Genomic DNA, 14,529 nt, shown 5'->3' with positions numbered 1-14,529 from the left:
TCTTTTATCTTACTTAATGAAAGAATAAAGAGGATGACAAGTGTGCCATCCTCTACCATTTTTCCTGTATGTAACTGCCTTAAGGGGTTTAATCCCTTTTAAACAGCTGTCGTTGAAGTTGCTTTAATACAACTCTTCTTGTCATGATCCCTTCAAAATAGCCATCGTCGGAAACCACGCATAAAAATGGGTGGTCGACTAATAATTCCAAAGCCTTTTTGAAATCTGCTTGTAAAGAGATGATCGGAAAATCTGTCGTCATGACTTCCTCTACCTTTTTCTCTTCAAGTTTTTCAAACTCAAAACGTTCGAGACCGAGAATCGAATCGGTAATTAAACTTGAACTGATCAACCCCTGAAAACGGAATGTTGGGTCAAGGACAGGGATGGCTGAGTAACCGCTCTTTGTGAGTAATAGTAGCGCATGTTCCAGGGAATTTCCCACTTGAACGTGAGCTACCTTCTCAGAAGGAATAATGAAATCCTTAATATTCGTTTCTAATAACTCCTTGCTACTCAATGAAATCATGTATAACCCCTCATTTAATCAATAAGAATTTGCTTGACGCTTACAGACAAAAGAAACTGACACCTCCCATTTTAACATACTGGAAGAAAAATGTATGTTAAAACGATTGGTTTAAAGACTAAAAAAGATAACCATATGGTTACCTTTTGCTTGTTTTAATCTTGTTGGGCTTCCTGTAGAAGTTCGAAAATTTCAATGGCTGTAATGTCTATGTTATCAAAAGGAAAGCTGTTTCCTTTTTCATTCATGACTTCAATTTCGAATGTATCCTGCTTGGGAAGATACTTCACCTCACAGATTTTCTTACCATTGTATTCAAAAAATCGTTGTTGAGTTTCCCCTTGTTCACCTTGTTCTTGTAATGATTTTAATCTTTGTATAATTCCAAGAAGCTGAGACATAATCACTCTCTCCTTTCCTGTTCTAATTCTTGGTCATAGCTTTTGCATTGTACCAGATTCTATCCTGTGAAATCTAATGTTTTGTCCTTTTTCTGCATAAATTCCTTTATAATGAAAGGTGACTACTATCTTCTCTCACTGAAAGGATTGATTCGATGAGTATTTACCGTATAGATTCCCGTATATCATTAGTTGACCTAATGGATTTATCCTTAAAGGAACGCACAGGCAGTTATATTATAAACGAAGAGGCGCTGACCATAATCGAAACATCCGCCAGTCCTTCAATCCCTCATCTAAAAAAAGGTCTCTCTAAGTTAAACATTAATCTTGAAGATATTCAATACATAATTTTAACCCATATCCATCTTGATCATGCTGGAGGTGCAGGTCTTTTTCTAAAAGAGTGCCCGAATGCGAGGATTATCGTCCACCCGAAAGGAAGGCGTCATCTCATTGATCCCACCCGTTTAATTTCGGGAGCGAGAGCGGTTTATGGTGAAAAATTCGATGAACTATTCGACCCGATTGTACCGATTCCCGAAGAGAGGATCATGGTGATGGAGCATGGAGAAAAGCTCCATCTCAGTGATACGTGTACGCTGACGTTCTATCATACCCCGGGACATGCAGAACATCATCTCAGTATCTTTGATTCCGCTTCAAAGGGGATGTTCACCGGCGATACATGTGGAATTCAATACACCATAGGATCGAAGCGTTTTTATTTCCCTTCCACCTCTCCCAATCAATTTGATCCTGAAAAAATGAAGACTTCCATTCGCCTGTATAGAAGCCTTCATCTCGAACGGGTGTATTTTGGCCATTACGGGGTAAGCAAAGAAGTATCCTTTGCCCTTTCAGAAGTAGAAAAGTGGTTGGGTCTTTTTCTAAAAAAGAGTGAGGAACAGTATTCTTCCCATGTTACAATGGAGGAGAATGTAAGGACTATCACCTCAGCACTGATTGACCTGACAAGAAGGGAATTGGTGCAAAAAGGGATCGATCCAAAGAACCCTATTTTCTCATTGTTGGAGTTGGATATGAACGTTTCTGCAATGGGAATCGTAGATTATTTCATAAAACAAAAAGGAGACCGTTCATCATGAAGGAAGTCATACTATATTCACAACCCGAATGCCCACCCTGCGAAGTGGTCAAAATGTTCTTGAAAGAACATCATGTGAACTATAAAGAAGTCAATATAAAAAATGACGAGCAAGCAAGAAACTATCTTATCAATCAATTGAAGTCTTACTCCACTCCCACCGTCACCATTGATTCGGAAGTTATTTCAGGCTTCAACCTGGAAGCCCTGTCTGCTGCCTTAAACAAATAATCCCCTCTACTAAAAAGGTGGCCCGGAGATGCTTTCATCCTCAAAGCATCTCCGGGCCACCTTAACCTATTCGTGTGTTGGTTGAACGGATTCCGGTAATTCATACGTAATCGAGGAAACCTTCCAAGTTCCTTCTTCTTCACTCAACACCACGGCTTCGATGCCGTTTATGCTGGAAACCGGCCCCTCCTCATCTTCTGTTCTTTCTTCCCAGACATACCATTTCCCATCTATGTATTGTGCCCTTGTGCTATCATCATAATGGAAATATGGTACGTAGTGCGAGGCGAAATCAGAGCCGAATGTGATGTACCCACCATCTACCTCATATACGTTTTCACTCATAAAACCTTCTGTAAGACTATGTGTAAGATACTGTGAGAGTTTCTCCTCGATTTGATTCTTCGATTGTGGTTTTTCACTCAAGGATACTTGAGTTTGGAAAGCTTCCTTAACAAGGGATAAGGCATTGTCCTTCGTGAACCCGGATGCCTGTATTTGCCCCGCTTGCCCACAGGCGGCTGTTACAAGAACTAAAATGAAAAATAATAGCGATAATTTTTTCTTCCCCATGTATATTCACTCCTTTTTTATAGATGAAATGATTGTAGCAATGGAAAAATGTCGATGGGATACCATTTTGTCGTTAAATCACAACAATGACTGACATATTTTTTGGTTTGATTGTAAAATTCCCCCTGTCAGTGGCACTCAAACACGATTTTTGGTGGAACATTTAACCAAAAAAGGATGCCCCATGATGTTCATGCAGCATCCTTCAATGATTATGATAAATAACGTATCGACCAATAGATAATGAATAACGTAATCAGAATGGTCCCAACCAGTATGGATAAAAACACGGGATTACGGATGAACGGGTGCTCCTTAACGACGTCGGGAATGTCCGTATCAAAGTCCCCCTTCAACCGCTTCTCCTGCCCCGCAAGTTTAAAAGTATACACAAGTGAATAACCAGCAAGCGCCAAAACAATCAACGCAAGCACAATCATAAATATACTCAAAATAGCCCCTCCTTACAAAATGTCCTTTAGAATAATTTGTCCCAACAAGAGGTGGCTATTCAAGAAATGCATGTTAAAAAAGCAAACCGTCTTCTTCAAATAAAAATTCATACGAGAGATCCATGAAAAGATACAGTCCATTTCCGAACGGGTAGGAATACGTACGGATGGATTCTCCAGAATCAATGTCACTGTAAATATCAGAAAGCAAACCTTTTTTATCGATTCTCATCCGGATGATATTTTCCAGGAAGTACGGGCGCCAGCTCCAATTTTTTCCTTTGTACCTTGGTTCAATCGTCCAAACTTGATCGGATTTCACGACGTTACTCGTAACTTGAAACCCATTCTCATCGCAAATGTAAACCCGAAAACATTTATCCGTAAAATGCCTCGCCACCTCAAAAAGCAATTCATCAAATTCCACCGTTTGTTTCTTTAGAGTCATCAGTTTTTGACTGATTTCTTTATGAAGGACATCAGCGAATTCATAGCCTGCTTCCAGATGCTTCTTTTCATATCGGATATAGTCCTGGCATTTTTCTTTCAGCTTTTCTTTTAACAGATCCGGTTCGAGAAAGGAGTCGGAAGGATGCTTTAGATAAAAGCCCTGGTAATACCTGCCCCCATTCAGCCAGGCAAACTGGAGCTGGTAGTTGATTTCGATATTTTCGAACAACAGGGATGCCCCGATTTTTCTGGCAAGCATCGATAAGCTGTATAAAATATCTTTATACACTTTATTCCCGGCATCGTTACGAAGTTGATATAAATCCACTTTCAGTATATCCGGCGAATACTGTGATAGCCGGTCCAATTGACCGCTGTTACCACCGATATTATCGATGGCAATCTTTATTCCATATGTTTTGTAATAAAGGAGAAGATGGACCAATTGATCAAAATCGCCTACAAACGTCTTTTCTGACAATTCGATTACTGTCCGGCTTAAGTCCAACCCCATCTTTTCATATTCCAGGAGAAGCTCAAGGAAGGACTCTCCATGATCCAGCATAAGTAACCTGGCATTCCGGTTCAAGAATATGTACCCCTCTTGTTTCTCTGCTAAAAACTTTTCCAGTGCAAGACGTGTGACACGTTCATCCACTTCCATTTTATATTCATCAGGTATCTCATCGTCACCGAAGAATGGGCCAAGGCTTTCGACCCCATCATTCCCCATATTCATTCTTCCAAATACCTCGTACCCGATGATCTTATGTTCATCTGCACTGAAGATAGGTTGAAAGTACGGAACCACTTTTTCTATATTGAATAGTATCTCTAATGCGTCCATTCGCACTCCCCCGCCATCGCTCATGTTTTTTTGCATAATTATAACACAACTATTCTGATGAATTAAAAAAGAAAAACCCAAAAAGCTTTCCCTTTCCTGTCACTTGAACAAGAATGGGGAAAGCTTCTTTAGGATTAGCGCTTTTTATGAAGGGGGTAGATCAAAATGGAAATGGGTTCAGCCATTGACCACCATCCATCGTGATGCATTCTCCATTTATATAGGCAGCTTTTTCAGATGCGAGGAAAAAGGCAAGTCCTGCAATTTCCTCGGGTGTACCCAAGCGTTTTAATGGTACACTGTCGATGGTCCTTTTGGCAGCTTCTTCCGAGATCCACAGCTTCTCAGCTCCTCCGGTCCGTTCGATCGGTCCCGGGGCAATCGCATTCGTGCGGATACCATACTTATGACCCCACTCAACGGCCAAGGTTCTTGTCAATGATAAAACCCCGGCTTTTGCCGCTGCCGAATGAGCGACACCTGCTCCGGCATTCCAAGCATATGTTGCCACCATATTGATGATGGATCCCTTTTGATCATTTTCGATCCAATAGTTCCCGACAGCATGTGAACATAAGAATGTTCCATTCAAAACGATGTCAATAACGGACTTCCACCCATTTGGAGTGAGCTTCTCAACAGGACATATAAAGTTTCCGGCTGCATTATTGATCAGAACATCGATTTTGCCGAATTTTTCTGCCGTAAACTCAACCATGGCCTTCACATGTTCCTGCTCCCTTACGTCCATTTGGAATACTTCGATTTTTCCTTTGAGAGAAGAGAACTCCTCCTTCACCGATTGAAGCCTCTCCTCATTTCTCCCCGTGACAACGACACTTGCCCCTGTTTCCACGAAGTGCTTTGCCATATACTTCCCCATACCATTCGAACCGCCTGTTACGATGACAACTTGTTCTTCTCCCATATGTAACTCCCCCTAGTAATGAATGAATACTCACTCATATTTTACCATACAACCATACGATACAGCCATGTTTACCTCAAAAAAAGACTGATTTTTAAGAAAATATCATTTTCTTAAAAATCAGTCTGCCGTATTAACCATCCGGATTATTCACGATGAGCTCGTGTAACTGGGCAAGCGCCTTAATAATTGTTTTATTTCGCTTATATCCTTTTGCTTCAACTGAAACATCATTATATGAAACAACTACCTGACCTAAAGATCGAGGAGATTTAAAGCCGTATACATACACTCTAATCGTTCCTCTTTCGGTAGGGAGAAAGAGGACTTCCATACGTTTTGTCTTTTTCATAATCCCTCTCCTTCATAAAGCATTAGGAACCGTGATTCATTCGGAAAAGTATCCTTCCCTTGTCCTTCTATGAACCTATTACTCTCCTCACTTTAAAATAAGTCATAGGAATTACTCTGTCAAACATTTGAGGTGATCCTCTGTGTCACATGCACAACCGAACGATGTATTTACATGAGGACGAATTGCTGCTGCTCAATTTCTTTCGGACCTATCGGTTTACTAAAAAAGTAACCTTGAGCCTTCTGACAATTTGCCTTCTTCAAAAAATCGACTTGACCCTCGCGCTCCACTCCCTCTGCGATGACTTCCAGACCCAGACTGTGGGCAAGATGGATGATCGTAGTCGTAATGGCTGAGTCCTTATGATTCATCCCAATCTCCTTGACAAACGATTGGTCGATCTTTAATACATCGATGGGAAATCGTTTTAAATAATGCAGGGAAGAGTAACCCGTACCAAAGTCGTCCACAGATATAAACACTCCAAGATCTTTCAGTTTCTTTAGCATTTTCAAGGTCTGCTGAGTATCCTGCATGGCTCCCTCCGTAATTTCAATTTCTATGCAGCTAGCGGGAATCATGTACGTGGATAAATAGAAATCGATGGTTTCCACCAATTGCTCTTGGAGAAATTGCTTCGGGGAAATGTTGATGGCCACCCGCACCGACCTGTACCCCTTGCCCCTCCATTTTTGCAGCTGGACACAAACCTGCTCCAACACCCACTCTCCGATTTGGTGAATCAGTCCTGTTTCTTCTGCAAGCGGAATGAATTGGGCAGGTGACACGAAGCCAAATTTACGATTATTCCAGCGAATCAAAGCTTCGAAGCTGTCGATGGCTCCAGTCGATAAATTGACTTGTGGCTGATAATGGACATACAACTCGCCTTTTTCTATCGCTTTTCTCAAATGGGATTCCATAATGATATAGTTTGGAAAACTTGATTTCATATGAGTTTGGTAAAACCGATAATGTGCCCTTCCTTTTTCTTTCACTTCAAAGAGAGCCTGGGCGGCTTTTTGAATGAGGGAATTGGAATCATAGCCGTCTGCAGGATAACAACTGATACCAATGGAAGGCGATATATAAAATTCCTGATTGTCGATTGTAAAAGGGGCGATAAATAATGTCAGGATCTCTTCTGCTTTTGTCTTTGTCACTTTAAAGCTGCTGTTTTTCAAGAGGAAGATAAATTCATCTCCACCTTGCCTGTACAGTAGGCAATCCTCATTGGTGAGAGTGATCAGGCGCTCTGTGATCCTTTTCAGAAAACGGTCGCCACCCTTTAAACCCAATGTGTCATTCACAAATTTAAACCGGTCCAAATCCAGGTATAGAAGGGATAGTTCTACCCCTCGTTCTTCCATATTGTGAATGATCATGGGGATATGATCATCAAGAGCCTTCCTGTTCCATATTCCCGTCAGTTGATCATGAAGGGCCATATAATGGATCATTTCATTTTGTTCATGATGCTTGGTAATATCTTTCACGATAATATAACATCCGTCACACTTTTGATCTACCACGATGGGGACCATTTTCAATTGAGTGATTCTTTCATCGCCCTTTTCATTTACAAGAAGACAATAATCAATGGAAGACGGAGCCCCCGATAATGTTTGGAAAAGAGCATCACGCAATTCCATACGATTCTGAGCCTTCATTAATTCAAAGATATTCATGTTGATGAGAGCCTCTTTTGAATAGCCAGAAAGTAAACACCCTGCTCTATTCAAATCCTTAATGACTCCTTGTGAGTCTAAAATAAAAATCGCATCCAGATTATGTTCTATGATGGATTTGTATCGTTCCTTGGCTTTCTTCAATTTCCTCTTTTCTTCAATTGAAGATGTAATATCCCGTGTAATGGACACGACATACTCTGCTTGTCCATATTCATTCATGATTGGTGTCAAAATGGACTCATTCACTACATGATTTCCATCTATGGCTTGAAATGTGTCCTGATAGGTCATGCACTCACCCGTCTCCACTAATTCCGTATATCTCTTCTGTAAGTCTAGTGCCATATCCAAAGGCATCACATCTTCCAATAAGCGCCCCATATCCTCCTGTTGGATGGATGTATACCTTTTAGCAGACTCATTGACATAGGCGTACCTGAAAATGTTACCTTCTTCTACCTTCATAATGAAGATCATATCGTGGATATGGTCTAAAATGAATTCCTTCAAGACGGTATCGAGGTTCTTCTTATCTTGACTGATGATGGTATCGTCTGTCCATTTCATGGATTCGTCATCCTTTTATGCTGATGTTTTTATCTGTATCATATATCCTGATTCCATTTTACTAGTTCAGCCATGGTTTTCCTAAATTCTTGTAGGAATATTCCTACTAGTTGAGAAACGTTATATCCCCCTCTTAAGCCCATTATATCCGGGACAGGCGCACAGGTTGATCATAAACCATAGAATAATTAGAGAGAGGAGGTTTTCTTTAATTATGTACCAATATGCATATTACCCACATCGAAGCTATCCGCCTTACAGAGGGGGCGATCAGCGTTTCTTCCCATTCTTTGGATTACCATTCTTAGCAGGAGGTTTAGCAGGATTGGCCATCAGTCCTTTGCTTTTCAACAGACCATGCTATGGTCCTGCGTGCTATCCGCCTTATCCGCCTTACGGAGGGTATCCTTATCCCGGCGGCTACCCACAACCCTATGGTGTCAACAGTTTTCAAGCTTCACCGAATAACTTTACTGAGAATATTAATATATATCCCGGACGATAATCGTAAGGCTCGCCTAACCTTCCATTGTTTAGGTAGAGCCTTTATTGTACTGCCTCACCGCATTCCCCATCGCAGCTCCTCTGACCTTTACCAATAAACTCCCCTCGGTACCCTTTCCAATCATAGGGAAAGGGGGTATAATAGAGAGGAATACACTAGAAAGGAGCCAATAACTTGAGAAACACTAGTAAATCCACCCCTTCTTCCACATCTGTCATTACCCTCTCTCAAGCTATTTTCACTGTGAATCGCCATGCGAAAACAGCAGGTAACCCAAAATACTTATATTCATTAAAAAAACGAGCGTTAATGAAAATGATCAGGGAAGGTAAGGCCAAAAAAGTGGGACTTCACTTCTCTAAAAATCCAAAGAACAGTCAGCAACAATCTGATGTCTTGATCGATTGCGGAGAATATACGTTCCATCTCCCTCCTTCCAAGGAAGATTTCAAAGAGCTTCCACATTTGGGATCACTCGATCAAAGCCTGCGTAACCCGAAATGTAAAATGGGATTACAACAGGCAAAAGGAATTCTGGAACAGTATACAGGAATGTCAGATCATACCGATCAGATACGGAAACCAGGAAAAAATCAATATCAAAAGCCTGTATTCAAAAAATTGGGCGACAGCTTCTTTTAATACCCACTGATTTTAGCACAGTAACGCATGTATCCTCTAAAGGGTTTTGACACTTGTCAGAACCCTTTTTAGTTGGATTACAGAATGTACTGATCGATCTTTAAAATGAGCTCAGCGATTTCCGGTTTGCTGATCTGGTCTTCCGCCCCTACCATCTCGCCTTTATGCTTTAAATCATTTGTAATAAGAGATGAGAATATTATGACCGGGAGGGTATTGAGCTTTGGATGATTTTTGATTCTTTTTGTTAAATGATGCCCATCCATCTGAGGCATTTCAATGTCCGTCAGTACAAGATGTACGCTTTCTTTCACGTCCTGATTTCCATCCACAATGGATTCTAAGTATTGAAAGGCATCGGCTCCATTTTCAAAGAACTCTACATCCTCATACCCTGCTTCTCTCAGTGTGTCGTTCAACAGCTTCCTAAGTAATGGGGAATCCTCAGCTGCCACAATTCTCTTGTTCCTTCTCTCTCTTGGACCTAATTTCTTCACTTGATCAACGCGGATTCCTGTTTCAGGATTTATCTCGAGCATGATGCTCTCAAAATCCAAAAGAAGAATCATGCTTTCTTCCCGCTTGATCACCCCGATTATCCCCGAATGGACTCCAGAATACATTTCTGAAGGTTTCTCGATTTGATTCCAGGAAATGCGATGGATTTGAGTGACGTTATGGACATGAAAGATGACCTTCTGCTGATTGAATTCAGCAACAATGTATTTTGATTTCGGTGTTTCCTCTTCTTCCGCCCCAAGTACCCTCGCCATGTCTACGACCGGCAGTACTTCACCTCTTAATTGAACAATTCCCTTTACATGCGGGTGTGCGTGGGGAATCGGTGTCACCGCAGTCGGCTGGATGATTTCCTTCACTTTAATGACATTAATTCCAAATTTATTGTTTTGAACCTCGAATTCAACGATTTCAAGTTCATTTGTACCGCTTTCGAGAAGTATTCCGTTTGATTGATTCAATGGTTTTCGTCCTTCCATACATAATTGCCTTCCCTACTTATATCGAACAAACCAGGAACTTCTTTACATGCGGTAAAGAAAAAAGTCGGCTAGGGGGATAACTGTTAGATGACGGTAGATAAAGATGTTTATTGATTTGGTCTATCCAAGAGGAGATGATAGTGAATACAGTGACCGTTCCTTTCCGCTCCAGGCACTTGCTTTCCGGCGGGGAGGAAGTCAAGCCTCCTCGGGCATTTGCCCTGCGGGGTCTCGACCTTTCCTCTACTTCCCGCAGGAGTCAAGTGCCTTCCGCTGCAATCCACTCTTCCCTCTACAATTGAACACTAAATAATTCATTAATATTATGTATTGTGAAAATAGTTAGTTCAACTTTTCTTTTGGTTTTTTAGTTGGAATTCACCTATAAAATTCGGCTTGTGATTAGAACAGATACTACAAGAATTACATTTCAAATTACAAATGCTAACTGATTGTTAGTATGTAAATTACTTTTCGTTGGAAACTCAACCTTAAAGTTGATTGAAGCGTAAGGTGCTCGACTCCTGCGGGAAACAACGAAAAGCGGAGGCGGCTTGCTCAGCCCGGACAAGCATAAGATGAATGGGCCGGGAAGGCGTTTTTTGCCTTCTTGGACCATTTAGCTTATGACCTCGAGGGGATAGCCGCTGAAGCTGGACAAGGGTAGGACACCACTTGCTGCCGAGGAGGCTCAACTCACGCCCCGCGGAAAGCGAGCACCTGAAGTGGAAATCAACCAGCACACGCATCGTTATAAGCAGTAAAGGTAAAGAAGACTAGAATTGAATTCCTAATCCATACTAAGGAGAGGAGGTGTTGTTATGACGGATCGTGATGGCAGGGGCTTGCCTGATTTTGATGATATTACTGATCATATTCTGCCTGCACAGAATAATTTCCCTTTGATTGCTCTCGGGAAGAATGCAGAAGGCAAGGATGAACCGGATGAACTTTCGTATATTGAAGGGCAAAAGCGCCGGAATCAGGCAGATGAAGACCCCCGTGTTTAAGTGGATCACCCCAATAGAAAAAGCGATTGAATGGGAGTCCATCAATCGCTTTTCTTCCTACACCCCTCGCTTGTTCCCCCATACCAATGTATGGAGCTGCGGGAGCACACGAACATGATTTAAATCTTTTCTTTCACACACTTTGTCTATGAGCGTTTCATAATCCAACAGCAAATCCGACACAAGCTTGGCTGTGTCACCTTCTGCAACGGCAGGATTGCCCGTTTGGATATAAAATGGTACACCGGGATAACGGTGATGAATGCGTGTGGCATATTCTAAATCGAGATCATCAAATACCACGACTTTTAAACTGAACTGTGAACGATTCTCACTTAATCGATCAACAATTTCATCAAGTTTCTCAAAGTCCGTCTCCATGCCGGAACTTGGCGGCTTTGGGGATATGGTCAAATCACTGATATCATAAAACCAATCCTGCCAACGGCTTCCCTGTGTTTCAAGGGCAGATTCAATACCATTTTCCTTTAAGATATCAATAAGTTCCTTTAAGCTTGCCAACAGGGCAGGATTCCCACCTGAAATCGTTACATGGGAAAATCTGTCCCCACCCGCTTCCAGCAATCGATTCCAAATATCTTCTGCCGTCATGAGCATGATATCCTCTTTGGCGGATCCGTCCCATGTAAAGGCTGAGTCACACCAGGCACAGCTGTAATCACATCCTGCCGTTCTGACGAACATCGTTTTCTGGCCGATGACCATCCCTTCCCCTTGAATGGTTGGCCCGAATACTTCCAGTACGGGAATTTTCTTCATGAGCGTTTCCTCTTAGGTCTGTATATACAATAGCTGGTAGGGGTTTCCCTTAAGAACACTTGAAGACACTGTGGTCGGTGGGGAAGCGTGTCTAAATGATTCTGGATGATCTCCCACATGACTTTCGCCACTACTTCCGTCGTTGGGAATTCCGTCCCTCTTTCTGAAGAAAACCGTTCATCCTCATTGATCATCGTATGATCAAATCGTTTATGGATGAGTTTTTTTATATGTTGGAAGTTAATGAGGAATCCTGAATCATCAAGTTGATCTCCACCAATCGTAATGTTGGCAAAGTACGTATGACCATGAACTTCCTGGCAGCTTCCTGCCTCCACATGGGGAATATAATGTGCAGCAGCAAAATGCATATCTTTATTTAATTCATATTCATAGGGATGATCGGGAACAGGGTATATCTGTTGAATCATGATCCCTTTCCTCCTTTATTGCCACTCGTATATTCATCCAATCCCCTTTGTCTCAGTTCACAAGCAGGGCATTCCCCGCACCCGCTCCCTTTCAAACCGTTATAACATGTGAGGGTATTTTCCTGAATATATTGAAATGCTCCTAAGTCGTCGGCCATCTCCCACGTTTGGGCTTTATTGATCCACATAAGGGGGGTATGAATGACAAACTGTGCATCCATAGAAAGATTGAGGGATACATTCAAAGATTTCACAAAGATATCCCTGCAGTCCGGATACCCGCTGAAATCCGTTTCACATACACCCGTTACAATATGTTTCGCACCGATTTGCTTGGCTAAAATGCCCGCAAATGATAGGAATAATAAATTTCGCCCAGGAACAAATGTGGAAGGCAATTCCCCCTCAAGTTGGGTAATTTCTTCATCCGTTCTTGTAAGGGCACTCGGGGCCAGTTGGTTTAACAAACTCATATCTAAAATATGGTGTGGTACATTCAGATCTTCAGCAATCTCTTTCGCACAGTCAAGCTCTGCAACATGTCTCTGACCATAATTGAACGTCACTGCTTCTACTTCATTAAATGCTTTCTTTGCCCAAAACAAACACGTTGTACTATCTTGACCTCCGCTGAATACGACTAACGCTTTCTCTGTGTTCATAAAAGGTTCTCCTTTCTCTTCTACAGGCTTCTGCCATGAAAAGAAGAAAGAGATTCTGTCAGACTCTATAATATAGGCTTACGTTTGCCACTAACAAAAAAATAACGACACCTAAGGATGCCGTTTTCCTTAGTTTTTTATAGAGGGTTGTGCTAGAACCTCTCGGGTATCATACTTACGCCCAATTCTTCTTCTATTGTCCTCAACCAATATAACGTTTTTCCACAAAAAAATCTACATTTCACGTACAATTTATTCGAAAATATCGGGAAGCTAAAGGGGCATTACTATTTTAACCGGAGAAGCCTTCTCCTTTTCCTTCTTTTTTTCGAGCCGAAACGCAGCCAGCCTATTTTCAAGAAGAACCCAAACATGATCAGTGCTATGAGTCCCATGATTCCCAGGACAATGAAATACCCATTGGGCTCATCGAGTTCAGGCATGTTGACAAAGTTCATCCCATATAAACCTGCAATAAAGGTAAGTGGCATGAAAATCGTCGTGATGACAGTCAATGTCATCATAATGTTGTTCATTTTATCTGAATTGATCGATAAATAATTATCACGTATATCCGATGAGAATTCCCGATAAGATTCAAGCATTTCCACCAGCTTTATTAAATGATCATAGACGTCATTGAAGTATAGCTGCTCTTCCTTCAAGGCATTCAATCTGCCCGAATTACTGATGCGATACAATAGATCCCTCATCGGCACGAGGGTGCGACGCAGCTTTGACATATCGTGTCGGATATCAAATAATTCATCCATCAGATCACTATCGGCTTCTTCATTCGTGTTGTCTTCAATCGTATTAAGGCGGTCTTCTATCTTATACACGAGGGGAAAATAATCATCCACGAGCCGGTCGACGATTCTATGCATGATTTTGAACGGGCTCAGCTGGCCACCTTCTTCTTTCATCTCTTCCCATATTTGATTTAACTGACTGACAGGTTCTTTATGGAACGTAACGATAAACCTTGAATTCACAAACATATTCACCTCATGGGAATCAAGGGTTTGTGTATTGATTCCGTGCATGAGCACAAAGATGTATTGATCATAAAAATCAAGCTTGGGACGTTGACTGAAATCATCCAGGCAATCCTCAATCGCAAGAGGATGAAATCGAAAATACAGCTTCAGCAATCTGATGTCCTTGCTTGAAGGCTCAGAGAAATCCACCCAGTACCATTTTACATCTTTTTCCTTAATTCTTGATAAGGGAACATCACTTTGGATCTCCCCGTTTTCCATGATTATACTTGTTCGGATCATATGGCTCTCCCTAACTGTCTTTTTTCATTTTTTATCCTTTCCCTATTTCTCCTCCATTCAAACAAAACCCCTGCGTTACCATT

18 protein-coding genes, 1 pseudogene and 1 riboswitch are annotated in these 14,529 nt (G+C 41.5%); of the genes and pseudogenes, 6 read left to right on the top strand and 13 right to left on the bottom strand.

All coding sequences use genetic code 11. The features are described from left to right. Positions 1–88: 88 nt before the first annotated feature. Together cbpB and M1J35_RS11280 are read right to left on the bottom strand one after the other, a co-directional pair. Positions 89–529, bottom strand: a complete 441-nt coding sequence (gene cbpB / locus M1J35_RS11285) for a cyclic-di-AMP-binding protein CbpB (RefSeq protein ID WP_034756107.1) — start codon at positions 527–529, stop codon at positions 89–91. Positions 530–684: 155 nt separating this feature from the next. Further along, entirely contained in the window at positions 685–930 is a 246-nt protein-coding gene (locus M1J35_RS11280) for a YkuJ family protein (RefSeq protein WP_034756109.1), read from the bottom strand. A 200-nt stretch (positions 931–1,130) separates the two neighbouring features. Here M1J35_RS11280 and M1J35_RS11275 point away from each other — a divergent pair, with 200 nt between their 5' ends. Both M1J35_RS11275 and M1J35_RS11270 read left to right on the top strand, forming a co-directional pair. Next, on the top strand, positions 1,131–2,039 hold the full coding sequence (locus M1J35_RS11275) for an MBL fold metallo-hydrolase (protein WP_254653654.1): 909 nt from the start codon (positions 1,131–1,133) through the stop codon (positions 2,037–2,039). After that, positions 2,036–2,269 (top strand): glutaredoxin family protein, encoded by a 234-nt coding sequence (locus M1J35_RS11270; protein WP_224520364.1) that lies wholly within the window; start codon positions 2,036–2,038, stop codon positions 2,267–2,269. The genes M1J35_RS11275 and M1J35_RS11270 overlap by 4 nt, the downstream gene beginning before the upstream one ends. A gap of 66 nt (positions 2,270–2,335) precedes the next feature. Here the strand turns inward: M1J35_RS11270 and M1J35_RS11265 are convergent, their stop codons facing one another. From M1J35_RS11265 to M1J35_RS11240, 6 genes are all read right to left on the bottom strand, one after another. Beyond that, complete coding sequence (locus tag M1J35_RS11265; RefSeq protein WP_224520365.1) at positions 2,336–2,842, bottom strand: DUF3993 domain-containing protein; 507 nt, start codon at positions 2,840–2,842, stop codon at positions 2,336–2,338. A 212-nt stretch (positions 2,843–3,054) separates the two neighbouring features. Then, positions 3,055–3,294 carry a hypothetical protein gene (locus M1J35_RS11260; RefSeq protein ID WP_224520366.1) on the bottom strand — a complete coding sequence of 80 codons (240 nt, stop codon included), beginning with the start codon at positions 3,292–3,294 and terminating at the stop codon, positions 3,055–3,057. 73 nt (positions 3,295–3,367) lie between these two features. Beyond that, positions 3,368–4,591: an EAL domain-containing protein gene (locus M1J35_RS11255; protein ID WP_254653653.1), complete on the bottom strand. Its 1,224-nt coding sequence runs from the start codon at positions 4,589–4,591 to the stop codon at positions 3,368–3,370. A 160-nt stretch (positions 4,592–4,751) separates the two neighbouring features. Next, entirely contained in the window at positions 4,752–5,519 is a 768-nt protein-coding gene (gene fadH / locus M1J35_RS11250) for a 2,4-dienoyl-CoA reductase (RefSeq protein WP_254653652.1), read from the bottom strand. A 133-nt stretch (positions 5,520–5,652) separates the two neighbouring features. Next, positions 5,653–5,871 carry a hypothetical protein gene (locus M1J35_RS11245; RefSeq protein WP_098440924.1) on the bottom strand — a complete coding sequence of 73 codons (219 nt, stop codon included), beginning with the start codon at positions 5,869–5,871 and terminating at the stop codon, positions 5,653–5,655. 170 nt (positions 5,872–6,041) lie between these two features. Then, positions 6,042–8,132: a sensor domain-containing protein gene (locus tag M1J35_RS11240; RefSeq protein ID WP_254653651.1), complete on the bottom strand. Its 2,091-nt coding sequence runs from the start codon at positions 8,130–8,132 to the stop codon at positions 6,042–6,044. Between the two features lie 214 nt (positions 8,133–8,346). On the opposite strand from M1J35_RS11240, the pseudogene M1J35_RS22835 reads away from it, so the two are divergent. Together M1J35_RS22835 and M1J35_RS11235 are read left to right on the top strand one after the other, a co-directional pair. After that, positions 8,347–8,568 (top strand): annotated as a pseudogene (locus M1J35_RS22835) (hypothetical protein); the annotation flags it as partial. Positions 8,569–8,811: 243 nt separating this feature from the next. Continuing rightward, positions 8,812–9,279: a YkyB family protein gene (locus M1J35_RS11235; protein WP_034756123.1), complete on the top strand. Its 468-nt coding sequence runs from the start codon at positions 8,812–8,814 to the stop codon at positions 9,277–9,279. Between the two features lie 77 nt (positions 9,280–9,356). On the opposite strand, the gene M1J35_RS11230 is transcribed toward M1J35_RS11235, so the two are convergent. Continuing rightward, entirely contained in the window at positions 9,357–10,277 is a 921-nt protein-coding gene (locus M1J35_RS11230) for a chemotaxis protein (protein WP_254653650.1), read from the bottom strand. Positions 10,278–10,420: 143 nt separating this feature from the next. On the opposite strand from M1J35_RS11230, the gene M1J35_RS11225 reads away from it, so the two are divergent. Beyond that, positions 10,421–10,582, top strand: a complete 162-nt coding sequence (locus M1J35_RS11225; protein ID WP_254653649.1) for a hypothetical protein — start codon at positions 10,421–10,423, stop codon at positions 10,580–10,582. Between the two features lie 519 nt (positions 10,583–11,101). Then, positions 11,102–11,290 carry a hypothetical protein gene (locus tag M1J35_RS11220; RefSeq protein WP_254653648.1) on the top strand — a complete coding sequence of 63 codons (189 nt, stop codon included), beginning with the start codon at positions 11,102–11,104 and terminating at the stop codon, positions 11,288–11,290. Positions 11,291–11,347: 57 nt separating this feature from the next. Here the strand turns inward: M1J35_RS11220 and queE are convergent, their stop codons facing one another. The 4 genes from queE to corA all read right to left on the bottom strand — a co-directional run bounded on the left by queE (position 11,348) and on the right by corA (position 14,446). Further along, a complete protein-coding gene (gene queE / locus M1J35_RS11215) occupies positions 11,348–12,070 on the bottom strand; it encodes a 7-carboxy-7-deazaguanine synthase QueE (RefSeq protein WP_229595324.1) in 723 nt (240 codons plus the stop codon). After that, the gene (gene queD, locus M1J35_RS11210; protein WP_254653647.1) at positions 12,067–12,501 is read right to left on the bottom strand and encodes a 6-carboxytetrahydropterin synthase QueD; all 435 of its coding nucleotides are present in this window, start codon (positions 12,499–12,501) and stop codon (positions 12,067–12,069) included. Before queD ends, queE begins: the two co-directional genes overlap by 4 nt. Then, complete coding sequence (gene queC, locus M1J35_RS11205) at positions 12,498–13,163, bottom strand: 7-cyano-7-deazaguanine synthase QueC (RefSeq protein WP_079531656.1); 666 nt, start codon at positions 13,161–13,163, stop codon at positions 12,498–12,500. The genes queD and queC overlap by 4 nt, the downstream gene beginning before the upstream one ends. 123 nt (positions 13,164–13,286) lie before the next feature. Further along, positions 13,287–13,331: riboswitch (PreQ1 riboswitch) on the bottom strand. 119 nt (positions 13,332–13,450) lie between these two features. Then, positions 13,451–14,446 carry a magnesium/cobalt transporter CorA gene (corA, locus tag M1J35_RS11200; RefSeq protein WP_079531658.1) on the bottom strand — a complete coding sequence of 332 codons (996 nt, stop codon included), beginning with the start codon at positions 14,444–14,446 and terminating at the stop codon, positions 13,451–13,453. Positions 14,447–14,529 lie beyond the last annotated feature (83 nt).

This window comes from Rossellomorea sp. KS-H15a, assembly GCF_024195245.1.
GTDB classification, from domain to species: Bacteria; Bacillota; Bacilli; order Bacillales; family Bacillaceae_B; genus Rossellomorea; species Rossellomorea vietnamensis.
The sequence above is the reverse complement of the archived record's forward strand: the minus strand, read 5'-3'. Positions and strand labels throughout refer to the sequence as shown.

Excerpts from the sequence above, each read along its gene's own strand:
- M1J35_RS11275 (WP_254653654.1), top strand. The coding sequence starts at position 1,131 with ATGGATTTATCCTTAAAGGAACGCACAGGCAGTTATATTATAAACGAA.
- M1J35_RS11255 (WP_254653653.1), bottom strand. The coding sequence starts at position 4,591 with ATGGACGCATTAGAGATACTATTCAATATAGAAAAAGTGGTTCCGTAC.
- M1J35_RS11220 (WP_254653648.1), top strand. The coding sequence starts at position 11,102 with ATGACGGATCGTGATGGCAGGGGCTTGCCTGATTTTGATGATATTACT.
- M1J35_RS11265 (WP_224520365.1), bottom strand. The coding sequence starts at position 2,842 with ATGGGGAAGAAAAAATTATCGCTATTATTTTTCATTTTAGTTCTTGTA.
- cbpB (WP_034756107.1), bottom strand. The coding sequence starts at position 529 with ATGATTTCATTGAGTAGCAAGGAGTTATTAGAAACGAATATTAAGGAT.
- fadH (WP_254653652.1), bottom strand. The coding sequence starts at position 5,519 with ATGGGAGAAGAACAAGTTGTCATCGTAACAGGCGGTTCGAATGGTATG.
- queE (WP_229595324.1), bottom strand. The coding sequence starts at position 12,070 with ATGAAGAAAATTCCCGTACTGGAAGTATTCGGGCCAACCATTCAAGGG.
- M1J35_RS11245 (WP_098440924.1), bottom strand. The coding sequence starts at position 5,871 with ATGAAAAAGACAAAACGTATGGAAGTCCTCTTTCTCCCTACCGAAAGA.
- queC (WP_079531656.1), bottom strand. The coding sequence starts at position 13,163 with ATGAACACAGAGAAAGCGTTAGTCGTATTCAGCGGAGGTCAAGATAGT.
- M1J35_RS11230 (WP_254653650.1), bottom strand. The coding sequence starts at position 10,277 with ATGGAAGGACGAAAACCATTGAATCAATCAAACGGAATACTTCTCGAA.
- M1J35_RS11270 (WP_224520364.1), top strand. The coding sequence starts at position 2,036 with ATGAAGGAAGTCATACTATATTCACAACCCGAATGCCCACCCTGCGAA.
- corA (WP_079531658.1), bottom strand. The coding sequence starts at position 14,446 with ATGATCCGAACAAGTATAATCATGGAAAACGGGGAGATCCAAAGTGAT.
- M1J35_RS11240 (WP_254653651.1), bottom strand. The coding sequence starts at position 8,132 with ATGAAATGGACAGACGATACCATCATCAGTCAAGATAAGAAGAACCTC.
- M1J35_RS11280 (WP_034756109.1), bottom strand. The coding sequence starts at position 930 with ATGTCTCAGCTTCTTGGAATTATACAAAGATTAAAATCATTACAAGAA.
- queD (WP_254653647.1), bottom strand. The coding sequence starts at position 12,501 with ATGATTCAACAGATATACCCTGTTCCCGATCATCCCTATGAATATGAA.